This is a genomic window from Mesorhizobium sp. SEMIA396 (assembly GCF_024518615.1).
Taxonomy (GTDB): Bacteria; Pseudomonadota; Alphaproteobacteria; order Rhizobiales; family Rhizobiaceae; genus Mesorhizobium.
In genome coordinates, this window is the sequence record NZ_JANIFC010000012.1 from 64,804 (window position 1) to 79,635 (window position 14,832).

Consider the following 14,832-nt stretch of genomic DNA (forward strand, 5'->3'; position numbering starts at 1 on the left):
TTTTCCCGGGAAAAGCGCATAGCGCTTTCCCTTGGGAATTGCGTTAAAACAAAGAGATAGATTGGTTTTGCGTTTCCGTGAAACGATGGAACGCTCTATAGGCGGATAGCGGTTGCCGGCACAGAACCACATAAGTAAGCTTACACTTACCAATTTCCGAAACTACGCGGCGCTGACGATCGATCTGGCGCCAGGTGCCGTGGTTTTTTCCGGCGACAACGGCGCCGGCAAAACCAATCTCCTCGAAGCAATCTCCCTTTTGACACCGGGGCGTGGTTTGCGCCGCGCCCCTTACGTGGATGTCGCACGCGAGGGCGGCGACGGCGGCTTTGCATTGCATGCCCGGCTCGACGGACCTGACGGCCAGGTCGAGATCGGAACAGGCATTTCCGGCGGCGACACCGCCGGCGAAGGCGGCAGGCGGGTGCGCATCAACGGAGCGTCGGCGCGCTCGGCCGAGGACATGCTGGAATGGCTGCGCGTGGTGTGGCTGACGCCAGCCATGGACGCGTTGTTCACCGGACCGGCCGCGGATCGCCGGCGATTTCTCGATCGGCTCGTGCTGGCGATCGATCCCGGGCACGGGCAACGTGCGATCGACTACGAGAAGGCTATGCGCGGTCGTAACCGGCTGCTTACCGAAAACTCCCGGGACGACCGCTGGTTCGACGCTATCGAGACGCAGATGGCCGAAACCGGTGTGGCGATAGCCGCGGCGCGGGCCGAAATGGTGCGGCTGCTCGCCACCATGATCGACAGGCTGCCCGACACGGGACCATTTCCGCGGGCCGATATCGGCCTTTCGGGCGATCTGGAAGCCGAAATCGCCGCCGCGCCGGCGGTCGATGTCGAGGAGCGCTTCCGTCGGACGCTTGCCGGGGGCCGTGAGCGCGATCGCGCCGCCGGGCGCACCCTCGACGGCCCGCACCGTTCGGATCTGGTGGTTCGACACCGCCCCAAGGCGATGCCGGCCGAACTCTGCTCGACCGGCGAGCAGAAGGCACTGCTGGTCGGCATCGTGCTGTCGCACGCAAGGCTGACCGGCGAAATGTCGGGCATGACGCCGATCCTGTTGCTCGACGAGATCGCCGCGCATCTCGACAGCCGGCGGCGCGCGGCGCTGTTCTCCATCCTGGAGGAACTGAACTGCCAGGCGTTCATGACAGGAACCGATGCTGCGCTGTTTTCCAGTCTCCAGGGGCGCGCGCAATTCCTGACTGTCGACCATGGGACAGTTGGGCCAACGATCTAGACCATTGTGCCTCGTGTTCCTGGGCGACATCAACAGGTGCGTTGGCCCCTGACAAGGTTTTTCAGTCCCTGTATGATCAGGCAATGACCACTGCCGCCCTGACCGCAGACGAGATCGAACGCTATGCCCGCCACATCGTGCTGCCGGAGATCGGCGGCGCCGGCCAGCAAAGGCTGAAACAGGCCCGGGTGCTGGTCATCGGCGCTGGCGGACTGGGCGCGCCGGTGCTTGAATATCTTGCCGCCGCCGGCGTCGGCACACTCGGCGTGATCGATGACGACACCGTTTCGCTGTCCAACCTGCAGCGCCAGGTCATTCACGGTACCGACACTGTCGGCCTGCTGAAGACCGATAGCGCCAAGGCGGCAATCGCTCGCATCAATCCCAACACCACAGTCGAACCGCATACGTTCCGGCTGACCACGGACAATGCGCCCGCCCTCGTCGCCCGCTATGACATCGTCGTCGACGGTTCCGACAATTTCGAAACGCGCTATGCCGTGGCCGATGCCTGCGCGAGCGAAGGCAAGCCGCTGGTGCATGCCGCCGTCGGACGCTTCGATGGTTCGGTAACGGTGCTGAAGCCATTCGAAGACGGCAGGGACGGCAAGCCCAACCCAAGCTATCGCGATCTGTTTCCCGAGGCGCCGCCGCCGGGCCTGGTGCCGTCCTGTGCCGAAGCCGGCGTGCTTGGCGCGCTGACCGGCGTCGTCGGTACGCTGCAGGCGATGGAGGCGATCAAGCTGATCACCGGCATTGGCGAGCCGCTGGTCGGCCGGCTGCTGCTCTATGATGCGCTGGCGGCGCGCTTCGACACCATCCGCTACAAGAGAAGCTGAATTCTTGGACCGGAACGAAGCTGTCTCCATCACGCGGATCCCGACCGATTTCGACCGTTGGGACGATGTGCTCGCATTGATCATGCGCGCTTTCGCTTCGATGGACGGCGTTGTCGACCCGCCCTCCTCGGCCCACCATCTGACCGCCGACACCCTGAGCGACAAGGCGCGGCTGGAGACCGGCTTCGTGGCGGTGCAGGGCGACAGGATCGTCGGCTGCGTCTTTGCCCTTGAGAGGGCGGCGGACCTTTATGTCGGCAAGTTCGCGGTCGCGCCGGACCGCCAGGGACAAGGCATTGGCCGGCGGCTGATGCAGGCAGTCGAAGACCTTGCCCGTAGCCGCGGCAAGGCCGCCGTCGCGCTTCAGACGCGGATCGAGCTGACCGGGAATCATGAAGCCTTTGCTCGCCTCGGCTTTCGCGAAACTGAACGGACGGCGCATGAGGGCTATGCCAGGCCGACCTCGATCACCATGCGCAAAGCTATCTCGTAAGGTTTATCTTACGGTTTGTGGGCCGCGACAGCGTCAGGTCCTGAGCGGCAGCACCCGATCCGGCGGGCGGTGGCCGTCGACGAAGGCACGGATATTGATGATGACCTTCTCGCCCATATCGATGCGGCCCTCGAGCGTCGCCGAGCCCATATGCGGCAAAAGCACGACCTTGTTCTTGGCGGCGAGCTTCAGCAGCTTGCTGTTCAAAGCCGGCTCATGCTCGTAGACGTCGAGGCCGGCCCCGGCGATCTTGCCGTCCTGAATCAGCTTGACCAGCGCTTCCTCGTCGATGATGTCGCCGCGCGCGGTGTTGACGACATATGCGGTGGGCTGCAGCAGCGCCAGCCGCCGCGCTGAAAGCAGATGGAAGGTTGCCGGCGTCGAGGGACAGTTGACCGAGATGATATCCATGCGGGCCAGCATCTGGTCGAGGCTTTCCCAATACGTCGCCTCCAGCCCGTCCTCCACGGCCGGCAGCACGCGGTGGCGGTTGTGGTAGTGGATCGACAGGCCGAAGGCCTTGGCCCGTCTGGCGACGGCGGTGCCGATTCGCCCCATGCCGACAATGCCGAGCCGCTTGCCCCAGATGCGCCGGCCCAGCATCCAGGTCGGAGACCAGCCGGCCCATTTCTTGTCACCGGTGAGCACATTGGCGCCTTCCGCCAGCCGCCGCGGCACCGCCAGCATCAGCGCCATGGTCATGTCGGCGGTGTCCTCGGTCAGGACATTCGGCGTGTTGGTGACGGTGATGCCCCTCTTGGCCGCGGCCGCGACATCGATCTTGTCGACGCCATTGCCGAAGTTGGCGATCAGCTTGAGGTTGTCGCCGGCCTGGGCGATCAGTGCGGCGTCGATCTGGTCGGTTACCGTCGGCACCAGCACGTCGGCCTCCTTGACTGCCGCGACCAGTTCCGGCTGCGTCATCGGCCGGTCCTCGACATTCAGCCTTGCGTCGAACAACTCGCGCATGCGGGTCTCGACCGGGTCGGGCAGCTTTCGCGTGATGACGACGAGAGGCTTCTTTTTGCCTGCCATTGTTTCCCTCCCGAGTACTTGCCGCAATTCCGAACGCAAAACCGCATCACACTTTTGCTGGAATTGCTTCTAACCCGATCTCGTTGAGACCTCTTTAACCAAGACCGGCGAAACTGAAAGCCGGTCGCGGTGCCGATTACTCCCTGTAACAAGCGGTGCCGCCGAAGACAAAGAAAAAGGGGCGCCGAGGCCGATGGGCAAGCGCCGAAAGGAATGAAAGTGTCTGGTTTCGCGTCGCTTCGCCTGACCCTCAGCGCAGCATTTCTCGGCGCTCTGCTTTATTCTCCGCTTGCCGTGGCGCAGAGTGCCGCTGCACCTGCCCAGGGCGTCGTCACGCTTGGTCCGAGTGGCCTGCCGCTGCCGCGCTTCGTCAGCCTGAAATCCGGCCGCGTCAACTCGCGCGTCGGTCCCGGGGCCAACTACTCGGTCGACTGGATGTATATGAAGGCCGGCCTGCCGATGGAGATCATCCAGGAATTCGACACATGGCGCCGCGTGCGCGATGCCGATGGTTCGGAAGGCTGGATCAACCAGTCGCTGCTGTCCGGCCGGCGCACGGCAATCGTTGCTCCGTGGCAGCGCGGCAAGGGTGCCCAGATCAACCTTCTCAACAGCCCCAACAAGGACGCAAGGGTGGTCGCGATGGTCGAGCCGGGCGTCATGGGCACGATCAAATCCTGCGACGGCCAGTGGTGCGAAATGACATTCGATGGCCACACAGGCTGGCTTGCCCAGTCGATCGTCTGGGGCGCCTATCCCGGCGAACGGGTCAAGGACTGATTCTTGACCCAGAATCTTAACCCCGATCCTTCACGGCCCGGTTTGGGTGTGTTGAAATTCAGGTCAGCCTAGCGCCCGATACGGCCGAGATGGGTGTCCTGAAAGCCGGTTGGCAGCTTCAGGCCATAGGCCAGCGCACGGTCGATGGCGATGTGCGCGATCCAGATCAGCGCAACCGCCATCGCGGCCGCATTGCCCCACATGTGCCCGCCGAGCAACAACAGCACGGGCACGGTAAGGGGGCCTCGCCGGTCATTCGCGGCGTTTGGGGCGCAGCCTCACCACGATATCGACATTGGCGATCTCCATCCCTTCCGGCGGCTCCGGCAGGTTGGCGACCGTCACCGGACCACTGTCGATGTCGAATATGCGGTTTTCGCCTTCGATGTAGAAATGGTGGTGGTCGGAGGTGTTGGTGTCGAAATAGGTTTTCGCGCCCTCCACGGCGAGGATGCGCAAAAGTCCCGCCTGGGTAAACTGGTGAAGGGCATTGTAGACGGTGGCCAGCGACACCGGCACGCCGGCGGCAACCGCCTCCTCGTGCAGTTCCTCGGCCGACAGATGCCGGTCGCCCTTGGCGAAAAGCAGATCGGCCAGCGCAATGCGCTGACGCGTCGGCCTCAGGCCAGCTTCACGGACCCGCTTGTCCACAGCGACATTTTCCTTCCGGCCGTCCAGGTCCATCTTCTCGTCGAACCCCACAGTTCCGCCCCAAGACACGCCCAGAATGGCAAAAAAATGAACGTCTGCCGAAACCGGACCTCTCAGGACATATATTCTGTCGTCCGAATGCGATCAATAGCGCGCATTGACCCAGGCAGACGAGCAGGCTAAGCGCAAACGCCGGTTTCCGGCCTGAAACAGATTGTGTTAGGAAACCAACGACAAGGGCACCCGATAGCCCGGAACGATATGGGGATGAGATTGATGGCGGGTAAATCCAGCTACGAGTACGACGAATTGCTGGCCTGCGCCCGCGGCGAACTGTTCGGACCGGGCAACGCCCAGCTTCCCTATCCGCCGATGCTGATGTTCGACCGCATCACCGAGATCAGCGAGACGGGCGGCGCCTTCGAGAAGGGTTTCATCCGCGCGGAGTTCGACATCAAGCCGGACCTGTGGTTCTTTGCCTGCCATTTCATCGGCAATCCGATCATGCCGGGGTGCCTCGGCCTCGACGCCATGTGGCAATTGACGGGCTTCTATCTTGGCTGGCTGGGCGAACCCGGCAAGGGGATGGCGCTGTCGACCGGTGAAGTGAAATTCAAGGGCATGGTCACGCCCTCGGTGAAGAAGGTCGAATATGGCATCGACTTCAAGCGCGTGATGCGGGGCCGGCTGGTGCTCGGCATCGCCGATGGCTGGCTGAAGGCGGATGGCGAACCCATATACGCGGCAACGGATTTGAAAGTCGGTCTGTCCAAGCAGTCGGCGGTTGGCTGACCGGCATCCCTGGCCAGCCCTCTGGCCAGCACCCCTGGAAGGAGTTGCGAATGAGACGTGTCGTAGTCACAGGCATCGGCATTGTGTCGTCGATCGGCAACAATGCCAACGAGGTGCAGACCTCTCTGCATGACGCCAGATCCGGCATCAGCTTCTCCGATTCCTTCGCCGAACACGGCTTCCGCTGCCAGGTCTGGGGAGCGCCGACGCTCGATCCATCGGCCATGATCGACCGCCGTGCGATGCGCTTCCTGAGCCAGGGGGCTGCCTGGAACCATGTCGCCATGGATCAGGCGATCGCGGATGCGGGCCTCGGCGAGAGCGACATCACCAATGAGCGCACCGGCATCGTCATGGGATCGGGCGGACCATCCACCCGCACCATCGTCGAAGCTGCCGAAACGACGCTGAAGAACGGCAGTCCCAAGCGCATCGGTCCGTTCGCGGTGCCGAAGGCAATGTCGTCGACCGCATCGGCGACGCTTGCCACCTGGTTCAAGATCCACGGCGTCAACTACTCGATCTCGTCGGCCTGTTCGACCTCGGCGCATTGCATCGGCAATGGCTATGAATTGATCCAGTGGGGCAAGCAGGACATCATCTTTGCCGGCGGCCACGAGGATCTCGACTGGACGATGTCGGACCTGTTCGACGCCATGGGCGCCATGTCGTCGAAATTCAACGACAACGCATCGACCGCTTCCCGCGCCTATGACGCCAATCGCGACGGCTTCGTCATCGCCGGCGGCGCCGGGGTGCTGGTGCTGGAAGAGCTTGAGCATGCCAAAGCGCGCGGCGCGAAAATCTATGCCGAGATCGTTGGCTATGGCGCGACGTCGGATGGTCACGACATGGTTGCCCCTTCAGGCGAGGGCGCAGTCCGCTGCATGCGCCAGGCGCTGGCCACGGTTTCCACACCGGTCGACTACATCAACACCCATGGTACCTCGACGCCGGTGGGAGATTCCAAGGAAATGGGAGCGATCCGCGAGGTGTTCGGCCCAGAGATGCCGTATATCACCTCGACGAAGTCGCTGACCGGCCATTCGCTGGGCGCGGCCGGCGTGCAGGAATCCATCTATTCGATCCTGATGATGCAGGGCGGCTTCATCGGCGAAAGCGCCCATATCGAGACCCTCGACCCCGAATTCGAGGGCATGCCGATCGTGCGAAAGCGCATCGACGACGCCAGGATCGACACTGTCTTGTCCAATTCGTTCGGCTTCGGCGGCACCAACGCCACGCTCGTTTTCCAGCGCTATTCCGCATAAGGATTTGCCGGCCATGGACGGATTGATGAAGGGCAAGCGCGGGCTTGTCATGGGTGTCGCCAACGATCATTCGATCGCCTGGGGCATCGCCCGGAAATTATCCGAACATGGCGCGGAACTCGCCTTCACCTATCAGGGTGATGCCTTCGGACGCCGGGTCAGGCCGCTGGCCGACAAGCTCGGCGCCTCGCTGGTCGTGCCGTGCGACGTCGAGGACAGCGCCTCTGTCGCGGCCACGTTCGAGACTCTGGGCAAGGAATGGGGCGGGCTGGATTTCGTCGTCCACGCCATTGGCTTTTCCGACAAGAACGAGCTGAAAGGCCTCTACGCCGACACCAGCCGGGACAATTTCGTCCGCACCATGGTGATCTCCTGCTACTCCTTCACTGAGGTCGCCCGCCATGCGGCCACCTTGATGAAGGACGGCGGATCGATGATCACGCTGACCTATGCGGGGTCGGTCCGCGTCATGCCGAACTACAATGTCATGGGCGTCGCCAAGGCAGGGCTGGAGGCGAGTGTCCGGTATCTTGCGAACGACTACGGTCCGCGCGCCATCAGGGTGAACGCCATTTCGGCTGGACCGGTGCGCACGCTCGCCGGCGCCGGCATTTCCGATGCGCGCCACATGTTCTCCTACCAGCAGCGAAACTCGCCGCTGCGCCGCACGGTGACCATCGACGAGGTCGGTGGCTCGGCACTTTATCTGTTGTCGGATCTGTCTTCCGGGGTTACCGGCGAAATCCACTATGTCGATTCCGGCTATCACATCGTTTCCATGCCGACGCTCGACGAATTGAAGCAGACCGACGGCGCACGAGACTAACGCCTGCCGCCCAAAGATGCGCGGCGGTTTTAAAATGGCGACATTTGAAGACACGAAGCTTAGGCGCGCCAGTTGAATCCGTTTCAGCGCCAGGCGCGTTGATCCGCTCAAGAAATACTTTCGGTCCAATAAAATTGGATTCATTCGCGGAAACTCATTTTAAGGAGATATCCGCTAGAAAGCCCCGTACTCAGGGGAACTTTCAATGCTCGCCGTCAGCCACCCGAAGCGAACACCGGTGTTCCGACTGCTCACCATAGCGAGTTCGGGTCTCGGCAGTTTCGTCCTCGGGCTCTGGGGCCTGAAGCTCGGTCTCGGCGATGGTTTTGCCGGCATCTCCGCGGACATGATGGTCTCGGTGATGGCCGCTCTTTGCGCACTGGCGGCGTCGGTCGCCGCGATGTCCTTCTTCGCCGGCGTCGATGAATCAGCGGATTTCGTCTTCACGGAAACCCATTTCGACAAGCTGACCGGCCTGGTGGCACGCCCGGCGATGGTCGGCAAGATTGCCGAGGCGGCATGCGCGACCAGCCGGACCGGCGAGCCGATGTTCCTCATCGATATCGACATCGACCGCTTCAAGCAGATCAATGACGCCATCGGCTACAGCCAGGGCGACGAGTTGATCCGCGCCTTCACCAAGCGCTTGAAGACGTGCGTGCCACCGCGCGCGCTGATCGGACGCATCGGCGCCGGTGAATTCGCGATCCTGCTGCCCGACAATCAAGTCTCGGGGTCCTTGGAAAGCACCATAGAGAGGCTCATCGACGAGATGATGGAGCCCTATGATCTCGGTACGCACCTGCAATCGGTCAGCCTGTCGGTCGGCATCGTGGCGATGCCAAAGGACGGCGTCGATCCGGTCCTCATCCTGCGCCGCTCTAATCTGGCGCTGCAGAACGCGCGCGCCAGCGGCGTCGGCAACTGGTCGGTCTTCCATGCCGAAATGGGCAGGGTCGCCGACCATCGCCAATGGATCGAATCCGAACTGCACATAGCCTTCGAACGTGGTGACTTCGACCTTCATTACCAGCCGCAGCTCGATCTCCCGACCGGCCGCATCGTCGGGTATGAAGCGCTTATCCGCTGGCGGCATCCGGAACGCGGCATGATCCCGCCTATGGAGTTCATTCCGATCGCCGAGGAAACCGGCATGATCGGCCCGATCGGCGAATGGGTGCTGCGCAAAGCCTGCAGCGACGCCCGGCATCTGCCCGACGATTGCTTCGTCGCCGTCAACATCTCGCCCGTCCAGTTCATGACCAAGGACTTCGTCGGCATCGTGCACGACGCCATGACGAGCACCGGCATCAAGCCGTCGCGGCTGGAGCTGGAAGTGACCGAGACGGCGATGATGCAGGACCGCGACCGCGCCGCCGCCATCCTGAAGGAGCTTGCGGATATGGGCATCTCGGTCGCCGTCGACGATTTCGGTACCGGCTATTCCAATTTGAGCTATTTGATCGATTTCTCATTCGGCAAGCTGAAGATCGACCGGTCCTTCGTCAGCCGCCTCGACACCGACTCCAGCTCCGGCGCGGTCGTCTCGACGATCGTCGGGCTTTCGCGCGCGCTCGGCGTCAGCATCATTGCCGAAGGCGTCGAGACCGAAAGCCAGGCGACGCTGCTCAGGGCAGCCGGCTGCGAGGTGGTGCAAGGCTACCTGTACGGCAGGCCGGCCCCCCTCAAGATCAGGGTCGGCGACGTGCATGTCACCGATGAGGTCCGACGCGTCGCCAATCTGCATTGAACGCGGTGCATTGTATCAACGACGAGCGACAAGCACCTTGAACATGCCGTCGCGGGCGAGTTCGGCATGGCTCGAAAAAGCGGCCGCCAGGATCGGCTCATAGGGAAGCTGGCGGTTGGCGACCATGAACAGCCGACCACCTGGTTTCAAGGCCTTGGCCGCCGCGCGGATCATGCCGGCGCCGATCTCCGGCTCGGCCGCCCGGCTGCGGTGAAAGGGCGGGTTCATGGCGATCGCGTCGTAGCGCTTCTCGACCGGTTCCTTCAGCAGATCGATCCAGAAGAAATTCCTGGCGATCGACTGGCCGACCCCTGCCAGATGGAGCTTTGCGGCTTCGAGCGAGGCGAAATCGGCCTCATAGAGGTCGAGCGCTGAAATGCCCGGTGAGCGGACGGCGATCTCGGCAGCCAGATACCCCCAGCCGGCGCAGAAATCGGCAATGTTGCCACGCAGATCATTGGGCAGGTTCTCGACCAGCAATTTCGAGCCGGTATCGATCCGGTCGAAGGAAAACATGCCGGGCGCGGTGCGGAACCGGTTTTCAACCAGCAGAGCGGGATTGGCGGCGCGCAGTTCCTCCGCGGCGGCGAGGTCGGCGGGACGGCGTAACCAGAAGGCGATGCCGTGATATTTCGGCAGATGGCCCTCGAGGGGGACAAGTTCGCCGACCCGCTTGCGCAGGCTGGCAATGCCATCGTCCTTGCCGCCGCCAACGACGACCAAGCCGCCCGGCGCCACACGCTCAAGCGCCTCCGCGAGGCGCACTTCGTTCAGACCCCGATGCCGGCCGGCAAGCACAAGTGCCATATCGAAGCCATCGCCTTCCACTTGCGCGGTGACGGCGCAGCCAGACGCCTGCAGCGCGCTAAAATGCGGCCGGAAGCCCTGCACGAGGTGAAGCGTCGCCTCGAAGCCTTCAGGCAGGCGAAAACCCGGCTCAGCGCCGAGAAACAGCACGCGCTCGCCCTTTCCCGGCAAAGCAACAGCCTCGGCCTCGAAGGGATGGAAAAGCGTCTTCAACGGCTCGGCGGACATCGTTCGATCTCGACTTGTCTGGGCTATTTGAAAGTGAAAACCGGGGCTGAAATGAAAACGGGCGCGACATAAGCCGCGCCCGCTTCAATTCATGAACTCAAGACGTTCAGGCGGCGTTTTCTTCGCCTTCGCTCTTCTTGTCGCGGGCGAGTTCCTTGCCGGTGGCCTGGTCAACGACCTTCATCGACAGGCGGACCTTGCCGCGCTCGTCGAAGCCCATCAGCTTGACCCAGACCTTGTCGCCTTCCTTGACCACGTCCGAGGTCTTGGCGACCCGGTCGTTGGCAAGCTGCGAGATGTGGACGAGGCCGTCACGCGGACCGAAGAAGTTGACGAAAGCGCCGAAATCCGCGGTCTTGACGACCGTACCTTCGTAGATCTCGCCGACTTCCGGCTCGGCGACGATGGTGTGGATCCACTTCTTCGCCGCCTCGATCTCCTTGGCGTTGGACGAAGCGATCTTGACCGTGCCGTCGTCCTCGATGTTGATCTTGGCGCCGGTCTTTTCGACGATCTCGCGGATCACCTTGCCGCCCGAGCCGATCACGTCACGGATCTTGTCGGTCGGGATGTGCATCACTTCGATGCGCGGTGCGAACTCACCGAGTTCCGAACGCGCGCCGGTCAGAGCATGCGCCATCTCGCCGAGGATGTGCTGGCGGCCATCCTTGGCCTGGTCCAGCGCGATCTTCATGATCTCCTCGGTGATGCCTTCGATCTTGATATCCATCTGCAACGAGGTGATGCCGTTGGCGGTGCCGGCGACCTTGAAGTCCATATCGCCGAGGTGATCCTCATCACCAAGGATGTCGGACAGAACGGCGAAACGCTCGCCCTCCTTGATCAGGCCCATGGCAATACCGGCGACGGGCTTGGCCAGCGGCACGCCGGCATCCATCAGCGCCAGAGAGGTGCCGCAGACGGTGGCCATCGACGACGAACCGTTGGACTCGGTGATCTCCGAGACGACGCGCAGCGTGTAGGGGAACTGGTCGGCACTCGGCAGCATCGGGCGAATGGCGCGCCAGGCAAGCTTGCCGTGGCCGATTTCGCGGCGACCCGGCGAACCCATGCGGCCGGTCTCGCCGACCGAGTAGGGAGGGAAGTTGTAGTGAAGGAGGAACTTCTCCTTGTACATGCCGGTCAGGGAATCGACATACTGCTCGTCCTCGCCGGTGCCGAGCGTTGCAACGACCAGCGCCTGGGTCTCGCCGCGGGTGAACAGCGCCGAACCGTGGGTGCGTGGCAGGACGCCGACTTCAGAGACGATCTTGCGGACTGTCTTCAGGTCACGGCCATCGATGCGCGAGCCGGTGTCGAGAATGTTCCAGCGCACGACCTTGGCCTGGAGTTCCTTGAAAACCGAACCGATCTGCTCGGAGGTGTACTTGGCATCTTCGCCTTCGACCGGGGCGAACGCTGCCTTGACCTTCGCCTTGACGGCGTCGACGGCGGCGTAGCGCTTCTGCTTGTCGACGTTCTTGTAGGCATTGCTGAGTTCGTCGCCGACGATCTTCAGCATCTCGGCTTCAAGCGCGGAATAGTCCGGCGCGGTGAAGTCGCGCGGCTCCTTGGCGGCGACTTCGGCCAGCTTGATGATGGCGTCGATGACCGGCTGGAAACCCTTGTGGCCGAACATGACGGCGCCGAGCATCAGCTCTTCGCCCAATTCCTTGGCCTCGGACTCAACCATCAGCACGGCGTCGGTGGTGCCGGCGACGATCAGGTCGAGCTTCGATTCCTGCATCTCGTCGACATGCGGGTTGAGCACGTATTCGCCGTTGATATAGCCAACGCGGGCGCCGCCGATCGGGCCCATGAAGGGCACGCCCGAGAGCGTCAGGGCAGCCGAGGTGGCCACGATCGACAGGATGTCGGGATCGTTCTCGAGGTCATGTTGGACGACGGTGACGACGATCTGCGTGTCGTTCTTGTAGCCGGAGGCGAAGAGCGGGCGGATCGGGCGGTCGATGAGGCGGGAAACCAGCGTTTCCTTCTCGCTCGGACGGCCTTCACGCTTGAAATAGCCACCCGGGATCTTGCCGGCGGCGTAAGTCTTTTCCTGGTAGTTGACGGTCAGCGGGAAGAAATCGAGGCCGGGCTTCGGCTCCTTCATCGAAACAACGGTGGCGAGAACCTTGGTCTCGCCGTAGGTGGCGAGCACCGCGCCGTCAGCCTGGCGTGCGATCTTGCCGGTTTCGAGGATGAGCGGACGGCCGCCCCATTCGATTTCCACTTTGTGGTGATTGAACATGTCTTGTCCTTAATATGAGGAAAGGGCCGCGCCGTTTCACGGTGCGCGGATGCCCTTTCCCTGGCTTCCTTTCTCGGGCAGCCACGGGCAAGACAACGGGAAGCTCGGGTAATTTCGGCGCGGCGAGCGCGCGCGAGCGTCCTGCAATCCTGCCCCATGACCGTCCATGGGCGGTTTCGAGTGCCCTCTGCACGATCGAAACCGGGTCTGGCCAGTCGATACGACTGGCAGAATGCGCGACCGGCGGGCTCTCCTTCGAAAGCCCGCCGGTCAATTCGTCAACGACGCAGACCGAGCTTCTCGATCAGCGTCTGGTAGCGCGCGTCGTCCTTGCGCTTGAGATAATCAAGCAGGCTGCGGCGCTGGGAGACGAGAGCAAGCAGACCACGGCGGGAATGGTTATCCTTCTTGTGGTCCTTGAAATGGTCGGTCAGGTTCTTGATGCGCTCGGAAAGGATGGCCACCTGGACTTCCGGAGACCCGGTATCGCCCTTGGCGGTTGCGAATTCACCCATCAATTCCTGTTTGCGCTCGGCAGTAATCGACATCGTGTTTTTCCTTATCTGTTTGAGGAAACGGGTCGCCCTCAGCCGGGATGTCGTCCAGCAGGGGCCGGTGCAAGCAAAGCGTCACAGCGCTATGCTGCGGCGCATATAGTGCAATTCCCCGGAAAACACCAGCCCAATTCACCAGCCGGCTTTTCAGGCCCAAAATGGCAGGTTTATCCTTGTCAAAGCCATTTCTTCCATTTGAAGAAGGCGATCAGCCCGAACGCGACAAGCGCCATGAACAGCAGCGACAAGGGATAGCCATAATAGGCCTTCAGTTCCGGCATGTTCCAGGGCGAAGACTCCGGGTCGAAATTCATGCCCCAGATGCCGACCAGGAAGGTGAGCGGCATGAAGATGACCGATACGATGGTGAGATAGCTGATGACGTCGTTGGTGCGCGCCTGGCTCAGCGACAGGTGCATTTCGATCAGGCCGGTCAGCATGTCGCGCTGGGTTTCGACCAGTTCGATCAGCCGCAGCGCATGGTCGAGCGTGTCGTTGAGGAAGATCTTGGTCTCGGCCTTCACATAGGGCACATCGTTGCGGATCAGCGTCGCCAGCGCATCGCGCATTGGCCAAAGCACGCCTTTCAGCACGTTGGCGTCGCGCCGCAATTCATGCAGTTGCCGCATCTGATGCTTGTGCGGCGAATGCAGCATCTCGTCCTCGATGCTGTCGACCGTGTCGCCGGCGGCCTCGATCGGCGGAAAATAGCTGTCGACGATGGCATCGATCAGCGCATAGGCGAGGTAATCGGCGCCGCGGGCGCGCAGCCGGTTGGGCGCCGAACTTTCGATGCGCTTGCGCACCGGATCGAACGGATCGCCTTCCCGCTCCTGGAAGGTAACGACGAAGTTGCTGCCGAAGAAGACGGCGATCTGCTCATAGCGATGCGAGGTGACGTCGTCGATCATCCTGACGACGACGAAGGCATGGTCCTCGAAGAAGTCGACCTTCGGCCGCTGGCCGGTGTTGACGACGTCCTCCAGCGCCAGCGGATGCAGGCTGAAAATGCGGCCGATCTCCTCGATCAGCGGGATGTTGGCGAGGCCGGTGCAGTCGAGCCAGAGGACCGGCCATTTGTCGCAATGGGTGTTGAGGTCGTCGATGCTGGCATTTTCGATGGTCTTGAATTTTTCGGGCGAGATCAGCGTCAGCCTGAGTTCGCTGCGACGCGCCGAGGGGTCGGCGATCAGCGTGCCAGGCGACGCACCGACCGGCGGCCGGCGCGTTTTCACCGGCGCCCGTTTGTTCACCGCTTCGGCCTTTGCCATGTGCCCCTCGAACGTAGAGTCGAACTGAA

General features: G+C 62.4%; 15 protein-coding genes. 8 read left to right on the forward strand and 7 right to left on the reverse strand.

Annotated features, from left to right (window positions below):
* Nucleotides 1-112: 112 nt before the first annotated feature.
* The 3 genes from recF (at nucleotide 113) to NP503_RS25790 (ending at nucleotide 2,584) form a co-directional block, all read left to right on the forward strand.
* The gene (gene recF / locus NP503_RS25780; protein ID WP_127268057.1) at nucleotides 113-1,252 is read left to right on the forward strand and encodes a DNA replication/repair protein RecF; all 1,140 of its coding nucleotides are present in this window, start codon (nucleotides 113-115) and stop codon (nucleotides 1,250-1,252) included.
* 83 nt (nucleotides 1,253-1,335) lie between these two features.
* Complete coding sequence (locus tag NP503_RS25785; protein ID WP_127268058.1) at nucleotides 1,336-2,091, forward strand: molybdopterin-synthase adenylyltransferase MoeB; 756 nt, start codon at nucleotides 1,336-1,338, stop codon at nucleotides 2,089-2,091.
* Nucleotides 2,092-2,095: 4 nt separating this feature from the next.
* Nucleotides 2,096-2,584: a GNAT family N-acetyltransferase gene (locus NP503_RS25790; protein WP_127273412.1), complete on the forward strand. Its 489-nt coding sequence runs from the start codon at nucleotides 2,096-2,098 to the stop codon at nucleotides 2,582-2,584.
* A 33-nt stretch (nucleotides 2,585-2,617) separates the two neighbouring features.
* Here NP503_RS25790 and NP503_RS25795 read toward each other — a convergent pair whose 3' ends face one another.
* Nucleotides 2,618-3,619, reverse strand: coding sequence for a D-glycerate dehydrogenase (locus tag NP503_RS25795; protein ID WP_023811391.1), 1,002 nt, complete (start codon nucleotides 3,617-3,619; stop codon nucleotides 2,618-2,620).
* Between the two features lie 219 nt (nucleotides 3,620-3,838).
* Between NP503_RS25795 and NP503_RS25800 the strand changes: the two genes are divergently transcribed.
* Entirely contained in the window at nucleotides 3,839-4,399 is a 561-nt protein-coding gene (locus NP503_RS25800) for an SH3 domain-containing protein (RefSeq protein WP_127267923.1), read from the forward strand.
* A gap of 68 nt (nucleotides 4,400-4,467) precedes the next feature.
* Here the strand turns inward: NP503_RS25800 and NP503_RS25805 are convergent, their stop codons facing one another.
* Entirely contained in the window at nucleotides 4,468-4,632 is a 165-nt protein-coding gene (locus NP503_RS25805) for a DUF4260 family protein (protein WP_372337958.1), read from the reverse strand.
* Nucleotides 4,633-4,651: 19 nt separating this feature from the next.
* Entirely contained in the window at nucleotides 4,652-5,083 is a 432-nt protein-coding gene (gene irrA, locus NP503_RS25810; protein WP_024503471.1) for an iron response transcriptional regulator IrrA, read from the reverse strand.
* 243 nt (nucleotides 5,084-5,326) lie between these two features.
* On the opposite strand from irrA, the gene fabA reads away from it, so the two are divergent.
* The 4 genes from fabA (at nucleotide 5,327) to NP503_RS25830 (ending at nucleotide 9,689) form a co-directional block, all read left to right on the forward strand.
* Nucleotides 5,327-5,842 (forward strand): 3-hydroxyacyl-[acyl-carrier-protein] dehydratase FabA, encoded by a 516-nt coding sequence (fabA, locus tag NP503_RS25815; protein ID WP_013527885.1) that lies wholly within the window; start codon nucleotides 5,327-5,329, stop codon nucleotides 5,840-5,842.
* Between the two features lie 50 nt (nucleotides 5,843-5,892).
* A complete protein-coding gene (gene fabB, locus NP503_RS25820) occupies nucleotides 5,893-7,113 on the forward strand; it encodes a beta-ketoacyl-ACP synthase I (RefSeq protein WP_127267922.1) in 1,221 nt (406 codons plus the stop codon).
* A 13-nt stretch (nucleotides 7,114-7,126) separates the two neighbouring features.
* Nucleotides 7,127-7,939: an enoyl-ACP reductase FabI gene (gene fabI, locus NP503_RS25825; RefSeq protein ID WP_127267921.1), complete on the forward strand. Its 813-nt coding sequence runs from the start codon at nucleotides 7,127-7,129 to the stop codon at nucleotides 7,937-7,939.
* 205 nt (nucleotides 7,940-8,144) lie between these two features.
* Complete coding sequence (locus NP503_RS25830; protein WP_127267920.1) at nucleotides 8,145-9,689, forward strand: bifunctional diguanylate cyclase/phosphodiesterase; 1,545 nt, start codon at nucleotides 8,145-8,147, stop codon at nucleotides 9,687-9,689.
* A 15-nt stretch (nucleotides 9,690-9,704) separates the two neighbouring features.
* Here NP503_RS25830 and NP503_RS25835 read toward each other — a convergent pair whose 3' ends face one another.
* The 4 genes from NP503_RS25835 to corA all read right to left on the reverse strand — a co-directional run bounded on the left by NP503_RS25835 (nucleotide 9,705) and on the right by corA (nucleotide 14,803).
* On the reverse strand, nucleotides 9,705-10,724 hold the full coding sequence (locus NP503_RS25835; protein ID WP_127267919.1) for a class I SAM-dependent methyltransferase: 1,020 nt from the start codon (nucleotides 10,722-10,724) through the stop codon (nucleotides 9,705-9,707).
* A 106-nt stretch (nucleotides 10,725-10,830) separates the two neighbouring features.
* On the reverse strand, nucleotides 10,831-12,978 hold the full coding sequence (pnp, locus tag NP503_RS25840) for a polyribonucleotide nucleotidyltransferase (protein WP_127270698.1): 2,148 nt from the start codon (nucleotides 12,976-12,978) through the stop codon (nucleotides 10,831-10,833).
* 278 nt (nucleotides 12,979-13,256) lie between these two features.
* Nucleotides 13,257-13,568: a 30S ribosomal protein S15 gene (rpsO, locus tag NP503_RS25845; protein ID WP_269470859.1), complete on the reverse strand. Its 312-nt coding sequence runs from the start codon at nucleotides 13,566-13,568 to the stop codon at nucleotides 13,257-13,259.
* Nucleotides 13,569-13,708: 140 nt separating this feature from the next.
* A complete protein-coding gene (corA, locus tag NP503_RS25850; RefSeq protein ID WP_127270701.1) occupies nucleotides 13,709-14,803 on the reverse strand; it encodes a magnesium/cobalt transporter CorA in 1,095 nt (364 codons plus the stop codon).
* Between the last annotated feature and the right edge of the window lie 29 nt (nucleotides 14,804-14,832).

What these genes read in the sequence shown, in the direction of transcription:
- NP503_RS25785 (WP_127268058.1), top strand. Translation starts at nt 1,336, where the DNA reads ATGACCACTGCCGCCCTGACCGCAGACGAGATCGAACGCTATGCCCGC.
- NP503_RS25795 (WP_023811391.1), bottom strand. Translation starts at nt 3,619, where the DNA reads ATGGCAGGCAAAAAGAAGCCTCTCGTCGTCATCACGCGAAAGCTGCCC.
- irrA (WP_024503471.1), bottom strand. Translation starts at nt 5,083, where the DNA reads ATGGACCTGGACGGCCGGAAGGAAAATGTCGCTGTGGACAAGCGGGTC.
- fabA (WP_013527885.1), top strand. Translation starts at nt 5,327, where the DNA reads ATGGCGGGTAAATCCAGCTACGAGTACGACGAATTGCTGGCCTGCGCC.
- fabB (WP_127267922.1), top strand. Translation starts at nt 5,893, where the DNA reads ATGAGACGTGTCGTAGTCACAGGCATCGGCATTGTGTCGTCGATCGGC.
- fabI (WP_127267921.1), top strand. Translation starts at nt 7,127, where the DNA reads ATGGACGGATTGATGAAGGGCAAGCGCGGGCTTGTCATGGGTGTCGCC.
- NP503_RS25830 (WP_127267920.1), top strand. Translation starts at nt 8,145, where the DNA reads ATGCTCGCCGTCAGCCACCCGAAGCGAACACCGGTGTTCCGACTGCTC.
- NP503_RS25835 (WP_127267919.1), bottom strand. Translation starts at nt 10,724, where the DNA reads ATGTCCGCCGAGCCGTTGAAGACGCTTTTCCATCCCTTCGAGGCCGAG.
- pnp (WP_127270698.1), bottom strand. Translation starts at nt 12,978, where the DNA reads ATGTTCAATCACCACAAAGTGGAAATCGAATGGGGCGGCCGTCCGCTC.
- corA (WP_127270701.1), bottom strand. Translation starts at nt 14,803, where the DNA reads ATGGCAAAGGCCGAAGCGGTGAACAAACGGGCGCCGGTGAAAACGCGC.